Annotated in this window: 17 protein-coding genes; 7 read left to right on the plus strand and 10 right to left on the minus strand. The window is 71.3% G+C overall.

Annotated features, from left to right (window positions below; translation table 11 throughout):
• The first annotated feature begins 102 nt into the window (after window positions 1-102).
• Window positions 103-1443, plus strand: coding sequence for a hypothetical protein (locus G4D85_RS23820; RefSeq protein WP_164015846.1), 1341 nt, complete (start codon window positions 103-105; stop codon window positions 1441-1443).
• A gap of 14 nt (window positions 1444-1457) precedes the next feature.
• Window positions 1458-2753, plus strand: a complete 1296-nt coding sequence (locus G4D85_RS23825) for a hypothetical protein (protein WP_164015849.1) — start codon at window positions 1458-1460, stop codon at window positions 2751-2753.
• A gap of 22 nt (window positions 2754-2775) precedes the next feature.
• On the opposite strand, the gene G4D85_RS23830 is transcribed toward G4D85_RS23825, so the two are convergent.
• Both G4D85_RS23830 and G4D85_RS23835 read right to left on the minus strand, forming a co-directional pair.
• Window positions 2776-4572, minus strand: a complete 1797-nt coding sequence (locus G4D85_RS23830) for a hypothetical protein (RefSeq protein WP_164015851.1) — start codon at window positions 4570-4572, stop codon at window positions 2776-2778.
• A 37-nt stretch (window positions 4573-4609) separates the two neighbouring features.
• Window positions 4610-4975, minus strand: coding sequence for a hypothetical protein (locus tag G4D85_RS23835; protein WP_164015853.1), 366 nt, complete (start codon window positions 4973-4975; stop codon window positions 4610-4612).
• Window positions 4976-5156: 181 nt separating this feature from the next.
• Here G4D85_RS23835 and G4D85_RS23840 point away from each other — a divergent pair, with 181 nt between their 5' ends.
• On the plus strand, window positions 5157-6575 hold the full coding sequence (locus G4D85_RS23840) for an FAD-binding oxidoreductase (RefSeq protein WP_164015855.1): 1419 nt from the start codon (window positions 5157-5159) through the stop codon (window positions 6573-6575).
• A gap of 18 nt (window positions 6576-6593) precedes the next feature.
• Here the strand turns inward: G4D85_RS23840 and serA are convergent, their stop codons facing one another.
• Both serA and G4D85_RS23850 read right to left on the minus strand, forming a co-directional pair.
• A complete protein-coding gene (gene serA, locus G4D85_RS23845) occupies window positions 6594-7844 on the minus strand; it encodes a phosphoglycerate dehydrogenase (protein WP_164015857.1) in 1251 nt (416 codons plus the stop codon).
• Window positions 7845-7855: 11 nt separating this feature from the next.
• A complete protein-coding gene (locus tag G4D85_RS23850) occupies window positions 7856-9514 on the minus strand; it encodes a sensor histidine kinase (protein WP_164015859.1) in 1659 nt (552 codons plus the stop codon).
• A gap of 282 nt (window positions 9515-9796) precedes the next feature.
• Here G4D85_RS23850 and G4D85_RS23855 point away from each other — a divergent pair, with 282 nt between their 5' ends.
• Complete coding sequence (locus G4D85_RS23855; RefSeq protein WP_164015861.1) at window positions 9797-10360, plus strand: hypothetical protein; 564 nt, start codon at window positions 9797-9799, stop codon at window positions 10358-10360.
• Between the two features lie 149 nt (window positions 10361-10509).
• Here G4D85_RS23855 and G4D85_RS23860 read toward each other — a convergent pair whose 3' ends face one another.
• The 4 genes from G4D85_RS23860 to G4D85_RS23875 form a co-directional block, all read right to left on the minus strand.
• Window positions 10510-11505, minus strand: a complete 996-nt coding sequence (locus tag G4D85_RS23860; protein ID WP_164015863.1) for a hypothetical protein — start codon at window positions 11503-11505, stop codon at window positions 10510-10512.
• A gap of 662 nt (window positions 11506-12167) precedes the next feature.
• Window positions 12168-13394, minus strand: a complete 1227-nt coding sequence (locus G4D85_RS23865) for a sensor histidine kinase (protein WP_164015865.1) — start codon at window positions 13392-13394, stop codon at window positions 12168-12170.
• 314 nt (window positions 13395-13708) lie between these two features.
• The gene (locus tag G4D85_RS23870; RefSeq protein ID WP_164015867.1) at window positions 13709-15349 is read right to left on the minus strand and encodes a trypsin-like serine peptidase; all 1641 of its coding nucleotides are present in this window, start codon (window positions 15347-15349) and stop codon (window positions 13709-13711) included.
• A 114-nt stretch (window positions 15350-15463) separates the two neighbouring features.
• On the minus strand, window positions 15464-15841 hold the full coding sequence (locus G4D85_RS23875; RefSeq protein ID WP_164015869.1) for a SpoIIAA family protein: 378 nt from the start codon (window positions 15839-15841) through the stop codon (window positions 15464-15466).
• A gap of 214 nt (window positions 15842-16055) precedes the next feature.
• Between G4D85_RS23875 and G4D85_RS23880 the strand changes: the two genes are divergently transcribed.
• The gene (locus G4D85_RS23880; RefSeq protein ID WP_164015871.1) at window positions 16056-16436 is read left to right on the plus strand and encodes a hypothetical protein; all 381 of its coding nucleotides are present in this window, start codon (window positions 16056-16058) and stop codon (window positions 16434-16436) included.
• 123 nt (window positions 16437-16559) lie between these two features.
• Here G4D85_RS23880 and G4D85_RS23885 read toward each other — a convergent pair whose 3' ends face one another.
• Window positions 16560-18515: a S9 family peptidase gene (locus G4D85_RS23885; protein ID WP_164015873.1), complete on the minus strand. Its 1956-nt coding sequence runs from the start codon at window positions 18513-18515 to the stop codon at window positions 16560-16562.
• A gap of 453 nt (window positions 18516-18968) precedes the next feature.
• Here G4D85_RS23885 and G4D85_RS23890 point away from each other — a divergent pair, with 453 nt between their 5' ends.
• Window positions 18969-19481, plus strand: coding sequence for a cyclic di-GMP-binding domain-containing protein, MshE-related (locus tag G4D85_RS23890; RefSeq protein WP_164016106.1), 513 nt, complete (start codon window positions 18969-18971; stop codon window positions 19479-19481).
• Window positions 19482-19608: 127 nt separating this feature from the next.
• A complete protein-coding gene (locus G4D85_RS23895) occupies window positions 19609-20634 on the plus strand; it encodes a class I SAM-dependent methyltransferase (protein ID WP_205525671.1) in 1026 nt (341 codons plus the stop codon).
• A gap of 12 nt (window positions 20635-20646) precedes the next feature.
• Here G4D85_RS23895 and G4D85_RS23900 read toward each other — a convergent pair whose 3' ends face one another.
• Complete coding sequence (locus G4D85_RS23900; protein ID WP_164015875.1) at window positions 20647-25614, minus strand: ATP-binding protein; 4968 nt, start codon at window positions 25612-25614, stop codon at window positions 20647-20649.
• Window positions 25615-25762 lie beyond the last annotated feature (148 nt).

Raw genomic sequence — 25762 nt, forward strand, 5'->3', positions numbered from 1 at the left:
GCACGGCGTCGGAGGCCTCCGGGCCGCGGCCCGCGTGAGTGTCCGGGGGCACACGGGGCCTGCTCCCGGAGGGCAGGGCACTGCCGGTATGCTGCGGCGGCAATGTCCGAACCCGCACGCGCCCGAAGTTCCAGCCCGCCGGCGTCCCTGCTGACGCCCGAGGACCTGCGTCGCAAGCTGGAGGGGCGGCTGGAGCTCCTCGAGGCGATGCTCCCGCGCTACCGCTGGTTGGAGGAGGCGCTGGAGGACCGCGAGTGGCAGGGCCAGTTGCGGGCGCGGCCCGAGCATGTGGCCGAGGTACTGGAGCGCGACGCCGCCTGTGTGGAGGCGCTGGAGCGAGCGGCCCGGCGTGCGGAGCTGGAGGGCTGGCCGGAGGACTCGCCGGTGCTGGAGACCGTGCACGAGGCCCGCGTGCGCCGGGAGCGGGTGGAAGCCCGGGTGCGCGAGGCGTTGGCCTCGCTGGCCCCGGTGTCCGGCACGTCCTCGCTGGAGGCCGACCTGCGCCGGCTGGCGGAGCTGGTGAGAGACCCGGTCTCCTTCGTGCGGCAGCCGGGAGAGTCCTTCTCTCTCCTGATGGGCCAGACGGAGACCCTGACGCGGTACTCCATCGGCTTCCTCTATCCGCTGGGGCTGATGGCGCTGCTCTGTGTCGCGCTCGCGGCCCTCGTGCTGGAGCAGCCCCTGGTCGGCCTGGCGGCGGTGGTGACGGGGGCGGGGCTGCTGGGCATGGTGGGGAGGTTCTCCCGGTGGATGCGCCCGGGGTCCGTCTGGTTCACCCCCGAGCGGCTGGTCTGGGTACCGCCCTCGGGAGAGCCCGTCGCCGTGAGCCTGGGCTCCATTCCGGAGGGCGGCATCCGCCTGGAGGGCAGCGGGCTGCGGGTGGAGGGAGACCGGCTCGTGCGGCTCCCCCGGCTCGGGCGGAAGCACGCGAAGCGGCTGCGCCTGTGGCTGGAGCTGTACCGCCACCCCGATACGCGGGCGAGGACGGCGCTCGTGGAGCACGCGACGGAGGCGGTGTGCTTCCCGGCCATGCTCCGCCGTGACAAGAAGTGGCAGCAGGGCCATGCCGTGCTGATGCGGCGCATGCTCTTCTTCCTCCCCGGGACGGACGCCGGCCCCGCCCTGCTCCGGGCCGCGACAGGACGGGTGCTGGACTCTCCCGTCGAGCTGGCCTGGGTGCTGGACGCCCTGCGCTGGCAGCCCGAGTCCGACCTCGACGCGTACCTCCTCCGGGCCGTGAAGGCGACGCGGGGCGCCGCATGGCCGGCGGACCTCGCGCGCCGCTCCAGGGACCTCTCGACGCCGTACGACGTCCACATCACCTACCAGGACGAGGTGGTCGTGGGCCGCGTGCAGGGCTCGCAGCTGCCAGACACCGAGCGAATCCTCGCCACCTGGGACGGCGTCCCCGTGCCCTTCCCCCGTCCGGGGGGCCACGCCTAGGCTCGCCGGCTCCCATGTCCGAACGCACCCGCACCGGCGGCGCCTCCCGCGAGGGACTCTCCGAAGAGGACGTCCACCGCAGGCTGGAGGGACGGGCGGAGATCCTCAAGGCCGCGCGTGCGCGCTACTCCACGCTGGCGTCGGTGCTGGGCGCGCGGAGCTGGAAGCGCCAGCTGCGGGCCCGGCCGGAGCTGGTGCCGGAGTGGCTGCGTCACGCGCCCGACGTCACCGAGGCGCTGGAGCGCACGCTGCGCCGCGCGGAGCTGGAGGCCTGGCCCGAGGACACGCCGGTGCTGGTGAGCGCCCGCGAGCTGGCGGAGCGGGGGAGCCGGTTGTCCGCGCTGGCCCGGCGCCGGCTGGCCTCGCTCGCGCCCGTGTCCGGAGCTCCCTCGCTCGAAGCGGACCTGCCCCGGCTGGACGCGCTGGTGCGGCACCCGGCCCCGCTCGCGCTGGCGCCAGGGGAGGTGCTCGTCTTCGACGGTCAGCAGAAGTGGCAGGCCTCGCCCAACATCTCGCCCCTGGTGCTGCTCCTGCTGCTCACCAGCGTGTGGCTCCTGGTTTTCGCCATGCTGGCCGACGCACTCTTCGACGCCGGCGGCGCGGCCCTGCTGCTGATGCTGCTCACCGTCGTGCCGTGGCTGGTGGTGGCGATGCGCTCCGGGCGAGCGATGCTGACCAGCGAGCGATTGGTGTGGAAGCCGATGCTCGGAGAGCCGGTGGCGGTGCCCCTGGCCTCCATTCCCACGGGCGGTATCCACCTGGACCCGAGGCTGCTCAACGTGCGTGTGGACGGAGCGCGCCGGGCCGAGGTGCGACACCTGCAGGACGCTCCGCAGCTGGCCGTGCTCCTGGAGCTGCACCGTCAGGCGCCCCTGCGCGGAGCTGCGCGGGCCGGGGTGCGTCTGGGGGACGTGGCCATCTACCCTGCCGTGCTGCGCGAGGGGACGGAGCGGCGGCCGGGCCAGGCCGTGCTCCGCCCGGACGGCGTGGCCTTCCTCCCCGAGGGCTGTGGCGCGGCGGCGCTCCAGGCACTCACGGGGACGGCCACGGCGCTTCCGGTGGAGGTGGAGTGGGTGCTGGAGCAGCTCCGGTGGCTGCCGGACACGGAGTTCGACGCGTGCGTGGCGCGCATGGTGGAAGCCACGGGCGGCCAGCGCTGGTCGGCCTGGGACGCGAGCTACCGCGAGGGCGCACCCGTCTGGCAGGAGGTCCGCATCACCCGGGGCGACGCGGTCCTGACAGGCGGGGTGGACTGGTCCCGGCAGGCCGCCACCGAGCGCCTCCTCCGCTCCTGGCCCCGAGGCGCGTGAGCCCGAGCGCGGCTGCTCGCGCTCACGGCGAGAGGATGAGCTCCACCAGCAAGTCGTCCTCTTCGTCCTCCTGGACGGCCGCATCGGCGTCGTTCACGTCGTACCCCTTGAACGAGAGGCCCGTGGGCACGTCCTGGCCCAGGCACGACACCGCTCTCGGCGCGGTGCCCACGCCATCTCCGTCCGCGTCGGGGTAGAGCACGGCCCAACGGAAGAGGGTTGCCTGGGTGTCGTCGCAGTCATTGCCCGCCGCCTGGGTGAAGTAGGGCGCCAGGAGGGTGGAGCCCGTGCACACCGTGCCCCGCTCGGGAGTGGTGTGGCCGTCCGTGTCGCGGTCCACGTGGAAGTAGGAGCGCGTCGTCCAGCGCGTGCCGTCCTCCGGCTCGCAGTCCGTCCCGGTGGCCGACCAGGGCGCGCGCACCGTGCCGTCCGTGCACAGCGTCGTCGCTTCACCCGAGCCCACGCCGTCCGCATCCATGTCCGCCCAGGCCTGGAGGCGCGTGTGCTCGGTGGGGACCGCGTCGTTGCAGTCGTCGCCGTTGGCGGAGGTCTTGTAGTCGGACGGAAGCGCCGCGCCGGAGCACAGCGTTCCCGCTTGGGACACCGTGAAGCCGTCTCCGTCCACGTCCCGGTGCGAGAAGGCCAGCGTCTGCCAGGCCGTGGCGTCCGTGGCCGCGCAGTCGGTGTCCACGTGGGAGTAGCCCTGGGGACGCTGGTGCCCGGCACACAGCGTCTCCTGGGCTCCGGAGCCCACGCCGTCGCCGTCGGTGTCCGGGTACACGCTCCAGCTCACCGCGACGTCGCGGTTCCCGTCGTCGCAGTCCTGGCCGCTCGGCCAGGCGTGATAGCCCTGGGGCAGCGCGCCCGCGGTGCACAGCACGCCGCGCTCCGGAACGGTGGCGCCGTCCCCGTCCCTGTCCCGGTGCTCATACGAGCGCCACTGCCAGCTCGTGCGGTCCTCGGGGGCGCAGTCCTCTCCCTCCCACGCGTAGCCCGGGTCGGGCATGGCACCCGAGCACCGTGAGGTCACCGCCCCGACGCCGAAGCCGTCCCCATCCGTGTCCACGTAGACGCTCCGCATCACCCAGCGCATGCGGTCCGCATCGTCACAGTCCAGGCCACTTTCCAGGGTGTGGTATCCGAGCGGCAGCCGGACGACGCACAGCGTGCCCTGCTCGCGCACGGTGGCGCCGTCCAGGTCCGCGTCCCGGTGCGAGTAGGGGAGCGGCTCCGCGCGCTGGAAGTCGTCGGGTGCGCAGTCGCCCTCCCGCGCGGCGTAGCCCGGAGGCGGGCGCGCGCCCAGGCAGTAGGACACGCTCTGGCCACTGCCCACGCCGTCCCCGTCCGAGTCGAGCCAGCCCGTCGTGGACTGCTGGTAGCGGGCGTCCGTGTCATCGCAGTCCGGAGCGCCGGGCTGCTCCTGGTAGCCGTCCACGGAGTTGCCCACGCAGCCCGTCACCGGGCCCTGGGCCGTCGCGCCGTCACCGTCCAGGTCGGGATGGAGGCCCTCCACCCGCCGCCACCGCGTGGAGTCGACGTCGTCGCAGTCGCCCGCCTTCAGCGCCCAGCCCTGGGGCAACGCCCCGCCGATGCACAGCGGTGTCACGGGCCCCGTGCCCACGCCGTCGCCATCGTCGTCACGGAAGCCGTCCAGGTTCCGCCAGCGCTCCGCGGAGTGGGCGGCGCAGTCGACGGAGTCCGCCGTGCCGTCACCGTCCGAGTCCCCGCCGTCACGCGTGCCGTCACCGTCCGTGCACCCGGCCTGGAGTCCCACCACGGCCAGCACCAGGGCCAGCCATGTGCTTCGCATCGTGCCCATGAGAGGAATCCGTTCCCCGCCGTGTGCCCGGAGGGGCCTAGCGACGCGTCAGCCGGCAGGTGGGAGCGAAGGTGCTGCCGTTCTGTACCATCGTGAGGAGGTAGAGCCCCGGCTTGTTCATGGCGAGCAGGGCCAGCCGGTCACAGCGCGCCACGTGCTGGCCGACGTCGAAGGCGGTCGTGCTGAGGTTGTAGGAGAAGAACAGGGTCCGGGGGGCGCTCTCGCCCTGGAGGATGCCGGTGACTTCAATTCGGCTGTGGGTCGCGACGAGGTAGCTGTCCACCGTCTCGAAGACGTAGGGCGTGCCCACCTGCGGAGTCTCCGCAGCCGCCAGGGCGGAGGGGGCCAGCCCCAGGGCCGCGGACAGCAGCGCGGCGAGACGGAGGGAGCGGTTCTTCAACATCGCGGAATTCCTCGTGAGGGCGGCGGGGGACGCGGGTGCTTGGAGGGCGCTGCCCTGAATACGCAGCGAGCGGATTTTCCTGACCATTTTCCAGGCCCTTCCGGCGTCCTTCCGACGGAGCCGGCGGCCCCGGCCGCGCTTCGCCTTGTCACGGGCCGGCCCCTGCAATACGCCTGGAGGCATGTCCTCCTCCGCGCCCGCTCCCGGGCTCCCCGCCGACTTCCTCCGAGCCATCTCCGAGGGCTTCCCCGCCGACTTCCTCACCCGGGAGCCCGGCGAGCTGCAGGAGTACGGCCGCGACTGGACGCGCGTGTACACCCCCGCCCCCAGCGCGGTGGCCCTGCCCCGGAGCACCGAGGAGGTGTCCCGGCTGCTGGCGCTGTGCCACCAGCACCGCGTGGCCGTGGTGCCCTCCGGAGGCCGCACGGGGCTGGCGGGCGGCGCGGTGGCGGCCCGGGGGGAGGTGGTGCTGTCGCTCCAGCGAATGGCGCGCCTGGGGCCGGTGGACCTGCTCGGCAACACGGTGCGTGTGCAGGCGGGCGCGGTGACGGAGGCCGTGCACCACCACTGCGCCGGGCATGGCCTCACGTGGCCGGTGGACTTCGCCTCCAAGGGCTCCAGCACGGTGGGCGGCAACATCGCCACCAACGCGGGCGGGGTGAAGGTCATCCGCTACGGCCTCACCCGTCAGTGGGTGCTGGGGCTCCAGGTGGTGACGGCCCAGGGCCAGGTGCTGGAGCTCAACGGCGCGCTGGAGAAGAACAACACCGGCACGGACCTGCGGCAGCTCTTCATCGGCAGCGAGGGCACCCTGGGCGTCATCACCGAGGCCACCCTCAAGCTCACCCAGCTACCGGGGAAGCTGGACGTGTTCCTCTTCGCCGTGCCGGACGTGGCCGCGGTGCTGCGGCTGTTCCGCGACGCACGCCAGCAGACGGCCTTCGGCATCTCCGCCTACGAGTTCTTCACGGACAGGTGCCTGGCGCGCCTGCAGCGCCACCGCAAGCTGCGCTCGCCCTTCGAGGCGTCCAGCGGCTGCTACGTGCTGCTGGAGGCCGAGCCCCGCGATGCGGCGGCGGTGGAGGCGTGGCTCGGCTCCCTGTTCGAGCGCGGGCTGGTGACGGACGGCACCCAGGCCCAGGGCGCGTCCCAGGCGTCGGAGCTGTGGGCGCTGCGCGAGGGCATCAGCGAGAGCCTCTCGGCCACCGGCCTGCCCCACAAGAACGACATCTCCCTGCCCGTGGCGGGGCTGGAGGACTTCTGCGCGGAGCTGGAGTCCGTCTTCAACGCGCGCTACCCGGGCTGGGAAATCTGCCTCTTCGGCCACATCGGCGACGGCAACCTGCACGTCAACATCATGAAGCCGGACGACATGGAGAAGGCCGAGTTCCTCGCCCGGACGAAGCAGGCCGACCCCACCATGTTCGAGCTGGTGAAGAAGCACGGCGGCAGCATCTCCGCCGAGCACGGCATCGGTCTGCTCAAGAAGGACTACCTCGGCTACTCGCGCTCGCCGGCGGAGCTGGAGCTGCTACGCGCGCTCAAGCGGGCGATGGACCCCCAGGGCATCCTCAACCCCGGGAAGGTCATCGACGCGTGAGGCGCGCGCGCCCGGGCGTCAGGACACGATGCGCGTCTTGATGTCCGTCGTCAGCCCGGCGATGGCGTCGCAGACGGGGCGGGACACGTCCTGGTCCAGGTCCATGACCAGGTAGCCGATGTTGTTGTCCGTGCTGAGCACCTGGGCGTGGATGTTGGCGTTGAGGTCCGAGACGATGCGGTTGATGTCGCGGAGCACGCCGGGGATGTTGCGGTGCACGTTGAGGATGCGGTGCGTGCCGGGGATGAGCGGCACTTCCACCTGCGGGAAGTTGACCGCGCCGGTGGTGGCGCCCGTCTTGAAGTACTTCAAGAGGCTGGTGGCCACCTCCTTGCCGATGGACGCCTGCGCCTCTTCGGTGGAGCCGCCGATGTGCGGCGTGAGCACCACGTTGGGCAGCCCCTGCAGCTCGGTGACGAAGCCGTCCGAGTTGCTCTCCGGCTCCTCCGGGTAGACGTCCACCGCGGCGCCGCCCAGGTGCTTGGAGGAGAGCGCCCGCGCCAGCGCGGGGATGTCCACCACCGTGCCGCGGCTGGCGTTGATGAGGCACGCGCCCTTCTTCATCCGTGCCAGCTGGTCCGCGCCAATCATCATGTGCGTGGACGCCACGGCGGGTACGTGCAGGGTGACGAAGTCCGACTGCGCCAGCAGCTCGTCCAGCGTGGGCACCGACTGCGAGTTGCCCAGCGGCAGCTTGGTCATCACGTCGTAGTACAGCACCCGCATGCCCAGCGACTCGGACAGCACGCCCAGCTGCGAGCCGATGTGGCCGTAGCCGATGATGCCCAGCGTCTTGCCGCGCACCTCGCGGCTGCCGGTGGCCACCTTGCGCCACTGGCCCGCGTGCACCTCGCGGCTGCGGTCGAAGAGCTGGCGCGTCAGGACGATGACCTCCGCCAGCACCATCTCCGCCACGCTGCGCGTGTTGCTGAACGGCGCGTTGAACACGGGGATGCCGTGGGTGTTGGCGGCCACCAGCTCCACCTGGTTGGTGCCGATGCAGAAGGCGCCAATGGCCAGCAGCTCCTCGGCGTGCACCAGCGCGGCGGCGGGCACCGTCGTCTTGCTGCGGATGCCCAGCAGGTGCACGCCCTTCAGCTTCTGCGCCAGCTCGTCCGGCTTGAGGGCGGAGGACGCCCGCTCCACCTGGAAGCCCTCGGCGGCCAGCATCTCCTCCGCCGACGGGTGGATGTTCTCCAACAGCAGGGCGCGGAACGGGCCCTCGTTGGTGATGGGACGCGTGGGCGAAGGGAAGCGGGCAGTGCTCATGTCGCTGTGCGTTAGACCTCGGCTCCAGGGCTGTCAAGGGCGGGGTGGGGGGGCCGGCGTTCAGGCGTCAGCGGGAGGGTAAAGGTGAACGTGCTGCCGGCCCCCACGACGCTCTCCACCCAGAGCCGGCCGCCATGGGCCTCCACCAGCCCCCTGGCGATGTAGAGGCCCAGGCCGCTGCCCCGGGTCGCCGTACTCCGCGACTGCCAGTGGCGCTGGAAGAGGCAGTGCTGCTCGTCCTCGGGGATGCCGGGGCCGGTGTCCCGCACGGCCACGCGCACCTCGGAGGCGTCCGCCACGGCCTCCACCGTCACCGTGCCCCCCGCCGGGGTGAACTTCACCGCGTTGCCCAGCAGGTTGGCCAGCACCTGGAGGACGCGCTCCCTGTCACACCGGGCCATCAACCCTGGGGACAGGTACAGCTCCAGCCGGAGGTCGCCGCGCGATGCCTGGGGCTCGATGAGGGCCAGCGCCTCGCCGATGAGCTCGCCCACCGGCTCCAGCCGGGGCTCCACGGCCAGCGGCTGGCCCGCGTCCAGGCGGGCCGCGTCCAGCAGCCGGGAGATGAGGCCGAGCATGTGCACCGCCGCCCGGTCCATGGCGGCCACGCGGCTCACCAGGGACTCCCCGCCGGGCAGTCGCGCCAGCTTCTGGTGCAGCACGGCGGCGCTCAGCCGCACCGTGGCCAGCGGGTTCTTCAAGTCATGGGAGACGATGGCCAGCACGTCCTCGCGCTCACGCGCCGCTCGCTTCGCTTCCCGGGCCAGCCGCGCATTCTCCATGGCCAGCCTCCGCTGCAGCTCGGCCTCCTCTCCTGCCTGCCGCCGGGCGCGCACCTGCTCCTGGTGCAGCCGGTTGCTCACCGCCGCGGCCCGCCAGACCACCGCCGTCAGCGACACCATCATCGCCATGGCGAAGAGGGGCCACGCCAGACGCGCATCCACCAGCCCCCGCCGCGCACCCAGGTCCACCAGCACACCCACGCCCACCGGGAGCAGGCCCGCGAAGAGCAGCCGGCGCGCCATGACTCCGCCCGCGGCGGCCGACGTCACCGTCGCCACGGGTCCCTGGTCCGGCCTCAGGAAGAGGATGCCCAGCGCCAGCAGGAGCTGCGCCGCCGCATTGTGGGGCGCGGCGCCGATGTCGCCCCCCAGGCGGTAGATGCGGTGCTCCGCGAAGGCATAGCCCAGGAGCACCGTCAGGGGGATGAGCAGGGCGGCCAGCGCGAGCAGCTGGGAGCGCGCCGTGCCCCGACCCCCGCGGTCCACGGCGAGCAGCGCCAGTCCCATCAACGTCATGCTCGAGGCCGTTTGGGGTGACATGCGGCGCCCCGGCAGCACGCCGGTCAGCTCCAGGTCCGGATGCCAGAGGTACGACAGGAGCGTGACGGCACCGGTCGCCGTCACCAGGACGGCGGCCAGTCCCGCCAGCACCTGGCGGGTGGGGCTGCCCCTCCGCAGCCAGCCGATGGCGATGATGATGAGCAGCAGGCACGTGGCGGAGGCGGGCACCATCGGCGGCACCTCCGTGAAGGCCGCCGTCACCACGTCCCTGCCCCGCAGGGCCCAGCCCGCCAGCACGACGACGCACAGGGGCAGCACCGCCGCCACAGCGACTCGTGGCAGCCTCCCCGCCCTGCGCCAGAGCCGTTGCTGTCGCGCTTCGTCCACGCCCGGCCCCCTGCTTCGGACCTTGAACCTATGAATCACCCCACGGGGCCGCCCGAGCAGGGGGGCGGACGCCGGCCTGGGGCGCTCGCCCCGGCCGCTCGAGGGCCTGCCAGGCGAGCGGGCTCGGGTCACGGTGTCGCGTGAGCCAGTGTGCGCGGAGGTGCTTCCGCTCCGTCTGGGGGCGTGGCCAAAGAGAGCGCGCGAGGGTCTTCCCAGTCGCAGCACAGCCCTGGGGAGCGTCAGGCCGAGCGCTCCCCGTTCTCCCGAAGAGTGCCCCCAAAAATGAACCATCTTCTCCCGCTGGTGCTGTGCGCCGCGCTCTCTCTCATGGGCTGCGGAGGCGATGCGGTGTCGTACTCGGCGCCGGTCGGCATCAACCTCAAGGCCAAGTCGTCCGACACGGTCAACGCCACCGTCACCGCCCAGAAGGGCATCTCGACCGAGTCGGGCAACCCCTTCAAGGTCTTCGTCGATGCTGCGCGCCAGGAGCTGGACGGCCAGTCGCCCTCTCGCGTGGAGCTCACCACGCTCACGCTCACCCTGGGCGCCGGCAGCGTGGGCGTGGCCTCGCTCGCCGACGTCTTCAGTGGCCGTGTGGACCTCCTCTTCCGCATGGAAGAGTCCAGCAACACCTACGTCGTCGGCCATGTGGAGGACCCCACGGGCAGCGGCCCGGTGTCGTTCCTCGTCGACTTCGACTCGACGGCGATGGCGCCTGACGACTACTCGCGCTTCCTCGAGAGCAAGTTCAACGTGGTCCTGCGTGGCTCGGCTGCCTCCACCTTCATGAACAAGGGCGCGGACGTCGACTTCCAGTCCACCTTCTCCTTCACCGCGTTCGAGTAGACGGGGCCGCAAGCGCTCCGTCATTCCTGGCGGCAGCCGGTTCCGCAGGTGCCCCGGCATGCGGTGGCAGACGGAAGTGCCCCTGACACCGTTGGCGTCAGGGGCACTTCTCGGTGCAGGAGCTGTCTCTCGTCAGGCCCTCGAGTGAGCTACCCACCCGTCATGCGCCGGAGGAAGCCGCCCAGTCCCTGCTCCTTGTTGCTCGGCCCGCCCTGTCTCTGAGGGAGTGGCGTGGGCTGGGGAGAGATGAGCCCGGTGGAACCCTGGCTCATCACCCCCGGTGCGGTGTCCGACGGGTACGCCCGCTCGACGGGTACGCTCGGGATGGTGGCGGTGTCCTTCGCCATGCCCTGCGCCGCCGGGCTGGCCGGAGCAGTGGCGTTGTCGTTGTGCGCCGTGCCCTGGGCTGCCGTCATGGAGGGCGCAGGGGCGGTGGAGGTGTCAGAGCGCACCGAGTCCTGCACCTCAGGCATGATGAGGGCCGAGGTGGGCTCGTCCACCAGCGCCACCGCCAGCCGCTTCATCTCCTTCTCCGGGATGTCCCGCAGGGTGATGAGCAGTTCGCCCAGGTGGTTGCGCGCATCCACCCGAATGCTCAGCCGGTCGGTGAAGTGCCGCTGGAGGTTTTCCCGGTAGTGCTGCACGCGGGCTGCGTCCTGCTCCGGCAGAGGCTTGGGTGGCGAGCGCTTGTGCTTCATCGCGCTCTGCAGCTCCTCCACGGAGCAGTCCGCGAAGGGCTTGGACAGCACCGTCCCGTCCTTCTGCGGCACTGTGATGGGCAGGGCGCCCGGCTCGCTCTCGGCCACCGTGACGCCTTCCAGCTTCGAGTATGCCAAGAGCGTGTAGAGGTTGCGCATGCCGTACTTCACCGCGACCTCCTCGGTGAAGGACCGGGCCACCGCGCCGTTCAGCGACAGCATGGCGCTGCTGATCACCTTGACCCGCTGCTTGAAGAAGTCCTGGGCGTCCTTGAATCCGCCCTTCTGCGCCAGCTCGCTGTCCACGACGTAGTTGTAGAGCCGGCCAATCTGGTGGCCGTTGCGTTGCCTCTGCTCGACGAGCTTCAGGATGCGCTTGTGCACCTGCTCAAGTGTGAGGTCACGGGAGGGCGCGTGCGTGTTGCTGTTGCTGCTGAGGTCTTCCATGGGTGTTCTCTCTGAATGCCGCGTGATTGCGACGCAGCAGCGGAGAGCAGAGGCCAGGCCAAGGTCATGAGCTTGTAGTTACGTGTGGTTATGCGCCAGCCTTGGCGATGCCACGTCCAGAACCTGGCCGTACCGTCCTATTCACGAGACGGTTGCCAGCTCCGCCTACGGTCGCGGCGAGTGCGGCTCAACGTGCCTACCTCTGCACGTGCAGAGGTGAAGGGCTTGTCGCCGCTCAACGGGTCTACCTCTGCACGTGCAGAGGTGAGGGGGCCTGTCGCCGCCCAACAGGTCTGCCTCTGCACGTGCAGAGGTGAGGGAGCCTGTCGCCGCCCAACGGGTCTACCTCTGCACGTGCAGAGGTGAAGGGCCTGTCGCCGCTCAACGGGTCTACCTCTGCACGTGCAGAGGTGAGGGGCTTGCCGCCGCCCAACGGGTCTGCCTCTGCACGTGCAGAGGTGAGGGGCTTGCCGCCGCCCAACGGGTCTGCCTCTGCACGTGCAGAGGTGAGGGGCTTGCCGCCGCCCAACGGGTCTGCCTCTGCACGTGCAGAGGTGAGGGACCCGGTCGTGGTTGAATGGTGGGGTCTACCTCTGCACGTGCAGAGGTAGACCCCGGGTTGTGGCGCAAGGACGCGAGAAGGGCGCTCGGGGCGGGCGTGCTCAGGCCATGGGCAGGGTGAAGGTGAAGGTCGTTCCCCGGCCCAGCTCGCTCATCACCTGGAGCTTGCCCCCGTGGGCCTCGATGATGCCGCGGGTGATGCAGAGGCCCAGGCCCACGCCGCTGCCGGGGACGCGCGCGGGCGGGCGCTGGAATCGGTCGAACAGGACGGGCAGCACCTCTGGGGCGATGCCCGCGCCCGTGTCCGACACGCTCATCTCCACCTGGTTCTCCCTTGGAGTGGCCGCGAGCTGGATGACGCCTCCCGCGGGCGTGAAGCGGACGGCGTTGCCCACGAGGTTGGAGAACACCTGGTGGATGCGGTCAGGGTCGCACCGCACGGCGATGTCCCGCGTGGGCGGGCGCAGCTCCAGGCCGATGCCGCGTTCGTGGGCCAGGGGCCCCAGCTCCGCGGCCTGCTCCATCAACGTGGTAATCGCCAGCGGCACCGGCGCGAGCCGGAAGGCGCCACCTTCGATGGCCGCGAAGTCGAGCAGGTCATGGATGAGCCGGTCCATGCGCAGCACCGAGCGGTTGATGGTGTCCAGGTGATTGCGCGCGCGGCCGTTGAGCGGCGCGAGCAGCGGCGCCAGCAACGACGTGGTCATCGTGATGACGCCCAGCGGGTTACGCAAATCGTGGGACACCATGGCCAGCAGCTCCTGGCGCAGTCGAGTCGCGGACTCGGCGGCCTGGCGCGCGGCGCGCTCCGCCGCGTAGAGCCGCCCGTTCTCCACGGCGACCGCGGTGGAGTCCGCCAGGGCCTGCAGCAGCGCGACTTCGCGCGCGCCCGGCAGGCGGTGCTTCGCCCAGTACGCGCCAATGGCACCAATGGGGTCCGCACGGCGGATGGGCACCATCGCCAGGCTCTTCACGAAGGTGGGGCGGTAGGCGTCGTGCGGGATGCGCTCGTCCGCGTAGATGTCCTCGATGACGGCCGCGGTGCGGTTCACCACCACCCAGCCGGAGATGCACGCCTGGATGGGGAAGCGGCGCCCCTTCCACAGCGGGGTGATGGCCTCCTCGTCGGCGTAGTGGACGTAGTCGCCCTCGCGCAGCACGAAGGTGACGCCATCCGCGCCACTCAGCTGGCGGGCGGCCCGGCGCACCAGCGCCATGATGTCCTCGAGCTCCCGGAGGTGAGCGAGCTCTCGGATGACCTCCAGCAGCACGAGTGCGTCATCGTGCGACAGGTCATCGAACGGAAGCGGGTCCTGGAAGCGGCGCAAGCAGGTCCTCCCTCGGTTGGATGGACTCAGCCAACACGCCTGGGAGGCGCAACGTTCATCCGCTCGTCACGTCTGGACGGAGGCACACCAGTCAGCCATGGGTTTGCTTTCATGGCCCGGCATATAGGGACGGCCCCGAGGGGTGACAACCGGGTGGGAGGGTGTCCGGCGTCAACCAGTTGACGAATGCAGGGGCCTCCAGGGCCCCTCAGGAGCCCTCGCGTGGGGGCTCCTGTCAGCGCGTCCCGTCGGAGGACTTCGGGGCCCGGTGAGCCAGGGGCGGCCACCACCCGGGCCCCGAAGGGGCAGCTGGCCTACTGGACGGTCCAGGCCACCGTGCCGCCGCAGCTTCCGCTGCCGTAGCAGCCGGCGCGAACCTGATACGTGCCGCCCGCGCCCGCGGGCACCACGTAGGTGGCGTGCGAGAGCTGGCCGCAGGAGTCGTCGTTGCCGCCCACCTGCTGGCCGGCGGCGTTGTACAGCCGCAGGTACGTGTCGCCGGTGCCGGAGGCGCCCGCGACGGTGCAGGTTCCGAAGGAGAGCGTCTGTCCGGCGGTGAGGGACAGGTCGTGCGGGGTGGTGTTCTGCTGGGCGCTGTTGGTGTTGCTGGCGCTGTAGCTGAACGAGCCGCTGGTGGCCGGCGGGGGGCCTGCCTCGAGGGTCCACACCACGGTGCCGCCGCAGCTGCCGCTGCCATAGCAGCCGGCGCGGATTTCGTAGTTGCCGGCGGTGGTGGCGGTGAAGCTCAGGTTGGAGCCCCGGCCGCCGCACGCGTCGTCGTTGGAGCCCACCAGGGTGCCGGCGGGCCCGAACAGGCGCAGGTACGTGTCACCGGTGACGACGGCGCCCGCCAGGCCGCAGGTGCCCAGGGTGATTTTCTGGCCTGCGGTGAGGGCCACCACCTTGTTGGTGGTGTTGGTGGTGGCGTTGCTGGTGTTGCTGGCCGTGTACGTGAAGTTGGTGGCCGGCGGCGGCGGCTCGCTGCTGCACAGCCGGGTGCTGGTGGACGCCGTGCAGAAGGCCTCCAGGGCGGGGCGCACGTAGGTGATGTCCTCGCCGCGGCAGCCGGCTTCCGTGCACACGTTGACGATGTAGCAGCTCCCGCTCGAGCGGTAGTCCGTCTCGCCGCGCACCAGGATGCCGGCCACCGTGTAGCCGCCCATCTCGTACACGCCGGAGCCGGAGTTGCCGCCGAAGGTGTCCGTGCTGGCGACGAAGTAGTCCAGCGTGCTGGCGCGCGCGTCACGCACCGAGCCGCCCGAGTCAATCTTGAAGGGGATGCCGCTGCCCGAGCCAATCACCGTCACGTTGGCGCCCACGGCCAGCGCGGTGGTGGCCGTGCGCACGGGGGCCGGCGTGAAGCGCGGGGTGGCCGCACGGTCCATGCGGACGATGGCGTAGTCCAGGTTGCGCCCGTTCGTCGTGGACTGCTGGCGCACGACGATGGACTGGCAGGAGAACACGTCCTGCGAGCTCACCGCCTGCAGGGCGGAGGCGGAGGTGCGGTAGAAGTTGAAGACGAAGCGCGTGTTGTTGCAGTCGCTGGCGCTGGTGATGCAGTGGCCGGCGGTGAGCACCAGGTTGTCGTCGATGAGCGTGCCCGAGCAGAAGGCCGGCGTCGGGTCGTCCAGGAAGCGCTCGCTGCTGCAGAGGCTGTACGCGCTGCGCAGCGTGGACGCGTTGAACGTCACCACGCCGCCGCTGGTCGTGAGGGCCGAGGGCCTCATCAGCGCCACCGTGGACTGCTGGGCCCGGGCGCGCAGGGTGGTGTCCGCGTGCGCGTACACGTCCGTGCGGTTGTCGGTGCCGTAGACGACGGGCTGCCGCTCCGTGCCCGTGGGCGGGGTGCCACTGGAGGGGCCGGCTTCGGGGGCCGGACCGCAGGCCGCGAAGGAGAGGGTACACAGCAGCACGCCGAGCAGCGTGCCGCGGACGTGGGTCCGGGTGGGAGACATGGAAGAGACCACTCCAGCGACAAGGGGGGCGCCTGTCCGGGGACAGGCCGACCCACTATAGGTGGAGCACCGGGGGTCTCGTCATCCGGGTCGCCCGGAACCGGGCGCGCAGGCTCAGTCCGCGTCGGGGTCCTTCAGCCACGCCAGCGCCTCGCCGCGCGTCTCGAAGGTGCGCGTGGGGATGGTGAGCATGGCCCGCTTCGTCATGCGCCAGGCCTGGAGGCCCGAGGGAGGGTCCACCACGACGCGCGCCGAGCGCACCATGCCGCGGAGCTGCGCGAAGGCGTTGAGGCTGGCCATGGCGCTCACCACGTCGCCCGGCATCACCCGCAGCTGCGACTGGTCCACCAGCGCGGACCACTCGCCCCCCAGGGAGGTGATGGCCTTCTTCACCTCGGTCAGGTACTCGGACAGGTCCTCCGCCGTGACCTGTGGGGGATAGACGACCTCGAGGATGCGGTCCTGCGCGTGGACGGTGATCTGGAAGGGCATATGCGGTGACGGCTCCGGGCGGGCGCGCCATCCTAGCCGCAGCCGGTGACATTCCGATACCTGACGATGCGGCCCCGCCCCGGCGGGTGGGCTGCCTGCCCTGTCCGGGAGTGCGGGAAATGTCAGACCCGGGTGGTACCTCCGTCGTTCCGGTTGCACCGGTACCGCCGCGCCAATGGGGCGTGGCGGCGGTCGCTCCCGGTCAGGGGGTCTCATGAACACGAAGCTCTACGTCCTGGGTGCGGTGCTGGGCGCCGCTCCGGGCCTGCTGCCGGAGGCGTCCCCGCCGCCGGTGGCTCCACCGCAGGAGTCGCGTCCCGACTCGCGCGGGGCTTCGCGCAAGGGTCGGGGCAGCCGCGCCACGGGCGCGCTGCCCGGAGGCAACCACGCCGTGGTGGTCCCTCCGCCCGAAGTGCCCGAGGCGCCGCGCGACGCGGGCGGCGACGGCCATACGCGAAGCGCGGGTGAGGCGGAGGTGCCGCGTCACCCGTGCGAGCTCATCACCATCATCCAGGTGCCCTGCGACGAGTCGAAGGCCACCTGCGAGTACACGTACTGGAAGTGCCCGGAGGTGGTGAACCCGCTCCGCTCGTAGGTCCACCCACAGCGCGGGCGGCCGGTTCCGCCCCCGCCAGGTGAAGTGAAAAGGCGCGGTGGGTCGGGCCCCTGAAGCGAGGGCCCGGCCCACCGCGCCGGTGTTTTTGAGCGGCAGGGGCGCTCAGTTCGTCGCGCTGGCCTTCTTGAGGTGCTGGTCCAGGAAGGAGCGCGTGCGCGAGTAGGCCTCGGCCTCGTTCTTCTTCTTGCTGAAGCCGTGGCCCTCGTCGGGGAAGACGACGTAGTCGACGGGCACGTTGTTCTTCTTCACGGCCTGGACGATTTCGTCGGACTCCACCTTCAGCACGCGCGGGTCATTGGCGCCCTGGATGACGAGCAGCGGCTTGCGAATCTTCTCCGCGTGGAAGAGGGGCGAGACGGAGCGCAGCATCTCCTCCTGCGTCTCCGGGTTGCCCATCTCCTGGTACAGCGCCTCGCGGAACGACTCCCAGTAGGGAGGAATGTTCTTCAGCGTGCGCAGCCAGTTGGACACGCCGAAGATGTCCACGCCCACGTTGAACTCGTCCGGGTGGAAGGCGAGGGCGGCCAGCGTCATGTAGCCGCCGTAGCTGCCGCCGATGATGCCGACGCGCGAGCTGTCCACGTACGGCAGGCTGGCGAGGTACTTCTTCGCCTCCAGGCAGTCCAGGAGCGGCTCCTTGCCGTGCTTCTGGTCGTCCGCGGTGAAGAACGTCTTGCCGTAGCCGGAGCTGCCGCGGTTGTTGATGCCGAGCACCACGTAGCCGTGGTTGGCCAGGTACTGGATGAATGGGAAGTATCCCTTGCGCGTCTGCCCGCCCGGGCCGCCGTGGACCCAGATGAGCGCGGGCACCTTGTTGTCCGCCGTGGCCTGGTGCGGCTTGTAGAGGATGTTCGGAATCACCATCCCGTCGAAGGACTTGAAGCGCACCACCTGCGAGTCCACCAGGTCCTTCGCGTCCACCTCGGGGTTGAGCGTGTCCGTCAGCCGCTGGACCTTCTTCGAGGCGAAGTCGTAGGCGTAGAGGTTGCTCGGGGAGCGGTCGCCATTCACGTAGAAGGCCATCCGCTTCTCGCTGCGGGAAATGGACACGCCGGTGAGGTCTCCCTCGGGGAGCTGGGGCAGGGTGAGCGGCTTGCCGGCCTTCACGTCATGCACGCGGATGACGGTGCGGCCGTCCTCGTTGATGCCGGTGACGCGCCAGGCGCCGTTCTTCGAGAAGTACGTGTAGACGATGTCCCAGTCCGCCTTCTCCACCTCCTCCAGCTTGCCGGTGGCCAGCACGTAGCGCACCACGCGCATGAACTCGGAGCCCTCGTTGGTCTGCATGTACAGCGCGGAGGAGGCCGGGTCGAAGGTGGCCGAATTCCAGGTGGCCGTGCCCTTGTGCGGGGTGAGGTGCTTCAGCTCCTTCGTGGCGACGTTGTAGAGGTGGACGTCGCTGTCGGCCGTGGTCCGGGACTTGCCCAGCGACACCCACTTCTCGTCCGGGGACACGGCGCCCAAATCGTAGCCGCCGTCGTTCTGGAAGAGCAGGGTGCGCGCGTACGTCTTCGCGTCGTACCGGTACAGGTCCATGTAGCGCTCGTCGCGCTCGTTGGTCTGCACGTAGAAGGCGGAGTCGTCATGGCTCCAGCCGGCGAAGTCGGCGCGGTGCTTGTCGCCCGGGGTGAGGTCCTTCTCCTTGCCGTCCGCGGTGTGGACGTAGAGGTGGCTCAGCTCGTTGCCCCCCTGGTCCCGCTCGAAGAGGAAGCGCGCGTCCTTGGGGAAGTAGCCCACGGCGTAGGTGCTGTCCGTGGTGGAGCGGGTGAGCTGGGTGGGCTTGCCGCCCGTCAGGGGCACGGAGAAGACGTTGTAGATGCCCGTCTGGTTGGACGTGAAGAGCACCCGCTTCTCGTCGGAGGAGAAGGACGCGCCGAACACGGACGTCGTCTTCATGAACTGCTCGACGGTGTACTGCTTCGACGGGCGCGAGGGGGCGCGGGCGGACGGCGCCTTCGCGGGCTTCGCGGGAGCCTCCGGGGCGGGCGCGGCCAGCGCCAGGGTGGGGACGAGCGCCAGGGCGGTGAGCGCTCGCGACAGGGTGGGCCAGGATGCCATGCGTGCTCCAGGACTGCGGGGAAGGGAAGGCGGGCGGTGCGGCCCGCGGGGGTGGGCTCAAGGCTTCGATGGGGCGGGTGCTGGCGCCTGCTGGGGATACCGGTCCAGGAAGGCGCGGATTCGAGCGGGGGCTCGGGAAGCGCCATGGAGTCGACAGTCCTCTTGTTACTCCGCGCCGCGTCGATGATTGCGCACGACTCCAGAAACAGGTGGGACACGCGGGCCCCCCGGGCCCGCGGGTGGCGAATCTGGCGCAACACCCGACACAAGGCGAGGTTCTCAACACGCCAGCTGCCGCCGGACTGTCATTCCGAAAGACCTCACGCGGAAAAGGTTTCACCCGGGCTGTGAACGCCCGGTGCAACCCTGCGAAAGCACAGGAGCACGCCGTGGCACGCCTGACGCATTCCCCTTCACGCCGGGTACGGGCCTGGGGGGTGCGGCGTGCAGCGCATGCGGTTGGGGGAGCTGCTGGTCCGCTGGGGACTGCTGACACCGGCGCAGGTGGACACTGCGCTGGCGTGGCAGGCCCGGGGACAGTGCCGGCTGGGCGAGGCGCTGGTGCACCTGTGCCTGCTGCGGCCGGAGCAGGTCCAGCGCGCCCTGTCGAGCCAGCTCCAGGTGCCCTTCGTCCGGGGCGAGGAGATGGCGAAGGTGCCGGCCGCGGTGGTGAGGAGCGTGCAGCCCCACGTGCTCGCCCGCTTGCGGATGTGCCCGCTGCGCGTCGAGTGGCACGGCGCCCGGGGGACGCTCTACGTGGCCACCCACCAGCCAGAGAACCTGCCCAGACTGGACGAACTGGCGTTCATCTCCAACTTCACCGTGCGCCCGGTCCTCGCGCTGCTGGAGGACATCGAACGGACGTTGCGCCTGCATGGCGTGTTCGGAAACCGGGAGTTGGCGCCCATCGAGCTGCCGCCGGACGACGGTTTCCGACTCGAAATCACCCGAGGAGGTGAGCTCTAGCCCGCTTCCGCCTGCTGTCCCGGAGTGAGCCGCCAGGGTCACGCCTGCCTGGCCGCCTGAAATGCGGGGCGGGCGGGGGACGTCCCTCCGGGAAGTGAAAGCCCACCCCTTCCGCGTTGTGTTGGCGATGCACGATACCCAGCCCACTCCTACCCCCAGCGCGAAGACTGTCCCTCATGGTGAGCGCAACCGGCTGGTCGTCCCCGCGCCCGAGCACTCGTTCCGGGATGTGCTGGAGGAAGCGCGAGACTGGCTCGACAACGTCCATGCGCGGATGCTGGAGGGGCCCGACGAGGTGCTGTGGCAGAACATGCACTCGCTGCACCTGGGCCTGCTCACCCTGCGTCGGCGGTGGACTCCGGAGGTGTGGCGGCGCTTCTGCAAGGAGACGGCGAAGAAGCACCCGCTGCGGCCCTTCCTGCACCAGTGCCCCTTCACGCGCCGCGCGTATGAGCGCCCTCGCGGGTACGCCGGCGACGCGGTCCTCATCGACTACCTCTACATGGACCACGCCTCGGACGAGCTGCACGCGGGGCGTGAAATCTACCGGTACATGCACCAGCAGCCCAGCTCGCTCAGCGTGCGCGAGCGGCGCGAGCTGCTGGCGCGCACCATCGACGACACGGCCGAGCGCGTCCCGGAGGGCTCCCGAATCCTCTCGGTGGCCTGCGGGCACCTGCGCGAGGCGGAGTCCTCGGTGGCGGTGGTGGAGCGGCGCGTGGGCGAGCTCATCGCCTTCGACCAGGACCCGCTGAGCCTCGCGGAGATTTCGCACCACAATCCGCATGAGGTGGTGAAGCCGGTATGCGGCTCGGTGCGCTCGCTGCTGTCCGGCAAGACGACGTTCCGGGACATGGACTTCGTCTACTCTGCGGGCCTGTACGACTACCTGTCGGACTCGGTGGCCACGCGGCTCACCGGGCTGCTGTTCGGCATGCTGCGCTCGGGCGGGAAGATGCTGGTGGCCAACTTCGCCATGTACCCGCCGGAGACGGGCTACATGGAGGCCTTCATGGACTGGTGGCTCATCTACCGCGACGAGGACGGCATGCGCGCGCTGCTGGGCGAGGTGCCCATGGACCAGCTTGCCGCCGTGCGCCTGTACCGGGACAGCCAGGACAACGTCATCTACCTGGAGCTGACCCGCCGCTGAAAGCGCGGCCCTTCAGTGCACGGGCCCGGAGCGGGGCAGGGTGACGGTGAAGGTGGAGCCCTGGCCCGGGGTGCTCTCCACGTCGATGGTGCCGCCCAGGGCCTGCACGATTTCGCGGACAATCCACAGGCCCAGGCCGAAGCCGCCGTAGTGGCGCACGGACACGGCGCGCTCGAAGCGCTCGAAGATGCGCTCGCGGTCCTCCTCGGCGATGCCGATGCCGAAGTCGCGCACCTTCAGCCGCACGTTCCCGTCGTCCTCCGCCATGTTGATTTCAATCGGCTTGCCGGCGCCGTACTTCATGGCGTTGGCCAGCAGGTTGCCCACCACCTGCTCCAGCCGCATGGCGTCCCAGCGGCCCACCATGACGGGCGAGGCGGTGTGCAGTCGCGCGGGGCACTCGGCGCGGGTGAGGGCCTCTCGGCTGCGCTCGAGCTGGCCGCGCACCAGCGCCACCAGGTCCACGTCCTCCAGCTTGATGTGGAGCTGGCCCTGGGCGATGCGGGAGATGTCCAGCAAGTCATTCACCAGCCGCCCCAGCCGCTGCGTCTGGGAGTAGGCGGACTCCAGCTTGGAGCCGAGCTTCTCGGGGGCCAGGGGCTTCTGTGCGCTGGCGCGCACCTGCGTCTGCAGCCCCTGGATGTGGAGCTGCAGCGAGGTGAGCGGCGTCTTCAGCTCATGTGCGGCGATGGAGAGGAAGTCGTCGCGCCTGCGTACCGCCTCCTGCTCGGCGCGGTACAGGCGGCCCTGCTCCTCGGAGAGGGCGGCGATGCGGGAGAAGTTCTCCGCGTTCTCCAGCGCGGCGCCCGCCAGCACGGTGACGAACTCGGCCAGCCGCTCCTCGTCTTCGCCGAACAGCGCGCCCACCTGCCGGTGGCTGGCCACCACGCACGCCACCGTCTTGCCCCGCACCTGGATGGGGGCGCACAGGAGCGAGCGCACCCCGAGCAGCTCCATGCTCTCGCTGACGCCACCCGGCAGTCCCTGTCCCATGACGGCGATGCGGCCCGTCTCCAGGGCGCGGGCGAGGGCCGTGCGGCTGACGCCCTGGGCCTCGACTTCCTCCTCGGGCAGCAGGCCGCGCGGGTCCAGCACCACGCAGTGCTCGGCGCGCAGCAGCTCCAGCATGGACTGGCGCGCGGCCTCGAAGACGGCCTCCCGCGACAGGGCGGACGCGAGCCGGCGGCCGGCCTCCAGCACGCGTGGGAAGCGGTCCACCAGCGACAGCGTGCCCACGCCGCCGTTGTCGCGCTCCATCCGCTCGGGGGCGACGCCTTCCTCCAGCGCCTCCAACTCGTGGGTGGCCTCCGCGGCATCCTCCGCGGCGCCGGGCCAGTCCAGCGCCTGGCCCAGCGCGCCGCGCGCCTGGAGCGTCAGCGCGCGCTCCTCGCGCATCTCCTGGCTCTCGGCGACGCTCAGGGCCTGCTCCAGGAAGCGGCGCGCGCGCCGGGGGTGGCCGCGCATGGCGGCCAGCAGGCCCCGCTCCCGCAGGGCGTGGGGGAGGTTGTTGTGGTAGGTGCGCGCGACCTGGTGGGCCCGCTTCGCCACCTCGTCGGCGCGCTCCAGGAGCGCCTCGCGGCGGGCGGGGTGCAGCGTGGAGGTGCCCTCCGCCAGCTGGCGCAGCGCGGTGGCCAGCCAGGGGGCGATGGGGGCCACGTACTCCTGCCGCAGGTGGGCCTCCTCCACGAGCCGCTCGGCGCGCTCCAACACCTCCACCGCGCCGGCGGGGTTGCCCAGGCGCAGCAGGCGGATGGCCTCCGCCTGCAGGACGCCCGCGTAGCTCTGCGGGTCCGGCTGGTCCGGGTTGGTCAGCTCGCCTTCCAGCAGCGAGCCGGGGATGCGGCCTCCGGCGGCCTTGGCCCATGCCTCCAGGCCCAGGCGCTGCGCGTAGCGGTCTCCCAGCGCGAGCGCCGCCGCGTGCAGGCGCTGGCTCGTCTCCAGCGCCTCCTTGAGGCGGCCCAGCCGGTAGAGGGACATCGCAATCTGGAAGGTGGCGTTGTTCACCTCCCACGGGTCGCCGGTGCGCTCCAGCAGGCGCACCGCCTCGCGGCACTTTTCGATGCAGTCGCGAAAGCGCGACGAGGCGTAGAAGGCCAGCCCGTAGAAGTGCAACGACTGTCCCTGGCCCCACACGTCGCCCTGCTGCCGGCGCAGGGCGAGGGACTTCTCCGCGTACGCGTACGCGCGGCTGAACCAGGGCAGGGTGGTGAGCGCGGGCGAGTGCGCCGAGTACGCCTGGGCCAGCTCCGGCGTGGGCGGGTAGCGCTCGGCCAGATTCAAATCGCGCAGGTGCGCCCACAGCACGGCCATGCGCCCGCGGCGGTACCAGTAGCCGTAGGCGAGCCGGCTGTAGAGCTGCACGGCCAGCATGTCCTTCTCGCCCTCTTCCAGGGGCCGGCGCGCGAGGAACAGGCGGGGGGCCACGGTGTGGCCCGCCTGCGACACGATTTCCCACAGCGAGCTGGCGCCGGTGAGCAGGCCGCGCGGGGGCACCCAGCGCCCCAGCAGCTTGAGGCTCTGCTCCAGGTACGTGTTGGCCTGGCCGAAGTCACCGCGCTTGAAGGCCAGCTCTCCCAGCTGGCCGAGGATGCGGGCCTGCTCTGGCCTGTCGCGGGCGAGGCCCTGCGCGCGCTCCAACTGCTGCCGCGCCTCTTCGTAGCGGCCGCGCAGCATGAGGACGTTGCCCAGGCCGGCAGCGATGCGGAAGCGGGTGCCCGCGTCGGCGCCCGGCGCGCCGCGCTCGGCGATGCGGTAGTTCAGCTCCGACGTCTCCAGGGCGAAGCGCTGGCGGGCCAGGTCCGCGGCCGTCAGGGCATAGGGCAGCGCCTGTGAGTACTCGCCCGCGGCGTCGAAGTGATAGGCCAGCTCGAAGGAGTCTTGCGGCGCGCCCTTCGCGGCGGCCCGCGCGGCCAGCCGGTGCAGCTCCTTGCGCTCCTGCGGCGTCAGCAGGTCCAGCAGCACCTCACGCAGCTTGTCGTGGACGAAGGTGTAGCGCGAGCCGTCCGCCCACAGCATGTGCCGACGGCGCGGCTCGTCCAGCGCGCGCACCACGTCCGCGGGCGTCGTCCCGGCCAGGGCCGCCATCCGCCCCAGCTCGAAGGCCTTGCCCAGCACCGCGCCCACCGACATGAGGCGCAGCGCGTCCGGGGGCAGCAGCCGCAGCCGCCGCACGAGGAAGGCGGCCGCCTGGCGCGAGGAGCGCGCGTGCGCCATGGCCTCCGCCTGCACCTCCCAGCCGTGCGGGCCGGGCACCAGCACGCCGTCCTCCACGAGGCCGTGCAGCACGGCGCTGGCCATGAAGGGGTTGCCCTCGGACAGGCGCGTCACCAAATCGGTGGCCTCGGGCGGCAGGGCGCCGGCCATGGACTCCGCCAGGCGCGTCACGTCGGCGGGGCCAAAGGCGGACAGGCGCAGGTGCGCGGTGGGGGCCAGCCGCCGCAGCACGTGCGTGGGGGAGATGTCCTCGCTGCGGAAGGAGACGACGACGAGCACCCGGCCCCGGGCCTGGCGGCGCGCGAGCGACCAGCCCTCCAGCGCGCGCAGCGTCAGCTCGTCCGCCCACTGGCAGTCGTCCAGTATCACCACGGCGGGCTCGTCCTCCGTGCCCAGCGCGCCCAGCAGCGCGGTGAGGGCCCAGATGCTGCGGCTCTCACCCAGCGACTCCGGGCCCAGGCCCTGGGGGGCGACCTGGGGCAGCGGGCACAGCGCGGGCTCCAATTGCGGCAGCACCGTGCACAGCCCGGCCTCCTGGCCCGCCAGCCGCTCGCGCAGCAGCTCCGTCAGCGCGGGCCGCTCCTTCATGGTGGTGGTGATGCCGGAGGCCACTCCGGCGAAGAGCTGGAAGGGGCGCTGCGCGGCCTGGTCCAGCGCCTGCCCCTGCAGCACCCACGCGCGGTGCTGCACGGCGCGCGCTGCGAACTCCTCCAGCAGGCGGCTCTTTCCGCCGCCGGACTCGCCCTCCACCACCACCAGCCGGCCCGGGTCCGTGCGGGTGCGCTCCAGCTCGCGCTCCAGCGTCGCCACCTCCTCGTGGCGGCCGACGAAGGAGGGCTCGGTGAGGCTGCGGCGCTGGTCATGCGCGCCGGTGATGAGCTCCGGCTCCGCCTGCCCGTGCGCCAGCGCGTCCTCGATGTCGCGCAGGTCCGCCAGCGCGGACTCGGCGGACTGGTAGCGGTCCTGCGGGTCCGTCTGGAGGAGGCGGGAGATGAGCTCCTCCAGCGCGCGGGGCACCTCCACGCCCACCGCGCGCAGCCGGGGCCGCGAGGCCAGGTGCTGGCGCAGCACCTCGCCCACGGAGGTGCCGTCGAAGGCGGGACGGCCGGAGAGCGCCTCGAAGAGGACGATGCCCACCGAGTACAGGTCCGACGTGGCCTCCACCGGACGGTTGAGCAGCCCGGCCTGCTCCGGCGACAGGTAGCGCGCCGTGCCCACGGGCAAGTCCCGCAGCGACGGGTCCAGCCGCTCGGTGCGGGACAGGCCGAAGTCCAGCAGGATGGCGCGCGAGAGGGGCTCGCCGGAGACGAGGAGGTTGGAGGGCTTCACGTCCCGGTGGAGGACGCCATTGCGGTGGGCCGCGGCCAGGGCGGTGAGGACGCTGCTGCCCAGGATGAGGGCCTCCGGCACGGTGAGCGGCCCCACCGACAGGCGCTCCTCCAGTGACTCCCCCTCAAGCCAGGGCGTCACCAGGTAGATGAGGTCGCCCGAGATGCCCAGATGACGGAAGGGTACGACCGTGGGGCTGTCCAGGCGGGAGAGCACGGCGGCCTCGTGCTCCAGCCGGTGACGTGCGGCGGGGGCGAGTGCCACGGCGGACGTCACCTTCACGACGACGCGCTCGCCGGTGCGCAGGTCGCTGCCAAGCCACGTGGAGATGCCGCGGCCGGTCTTCAGCCGCTGGGACAGCTCGAAGCGGTTCCCCAGACGCCTACCGGGTTGCGGCTCACCGGGCGCGGCGCCGGCGTATTGGAAGCCCTCAGCCATTCAGTGCCCTCGCCCCCAATCGAATCGCCCCTGCGATACGGTCGGCCGTGCGTCCCTCCAACAACCTTGGGTGCCGGAATGGACGGTGCCAAGGGGGAGGCAGGCGCATGCCTTCCGTGCACCGCCTGGGACATCAACAGCCGTACAT

This window comes from Pyxidicoccus trucidator, assembly GCF_010894435.1.
In the GTDB taxonomy this organism is placed as follows: Bacteria; Myxococcota; Myxococcia; order Myxococcales; family Myxococcaceae; genus Myxococcus; species Myxococcus trucidator.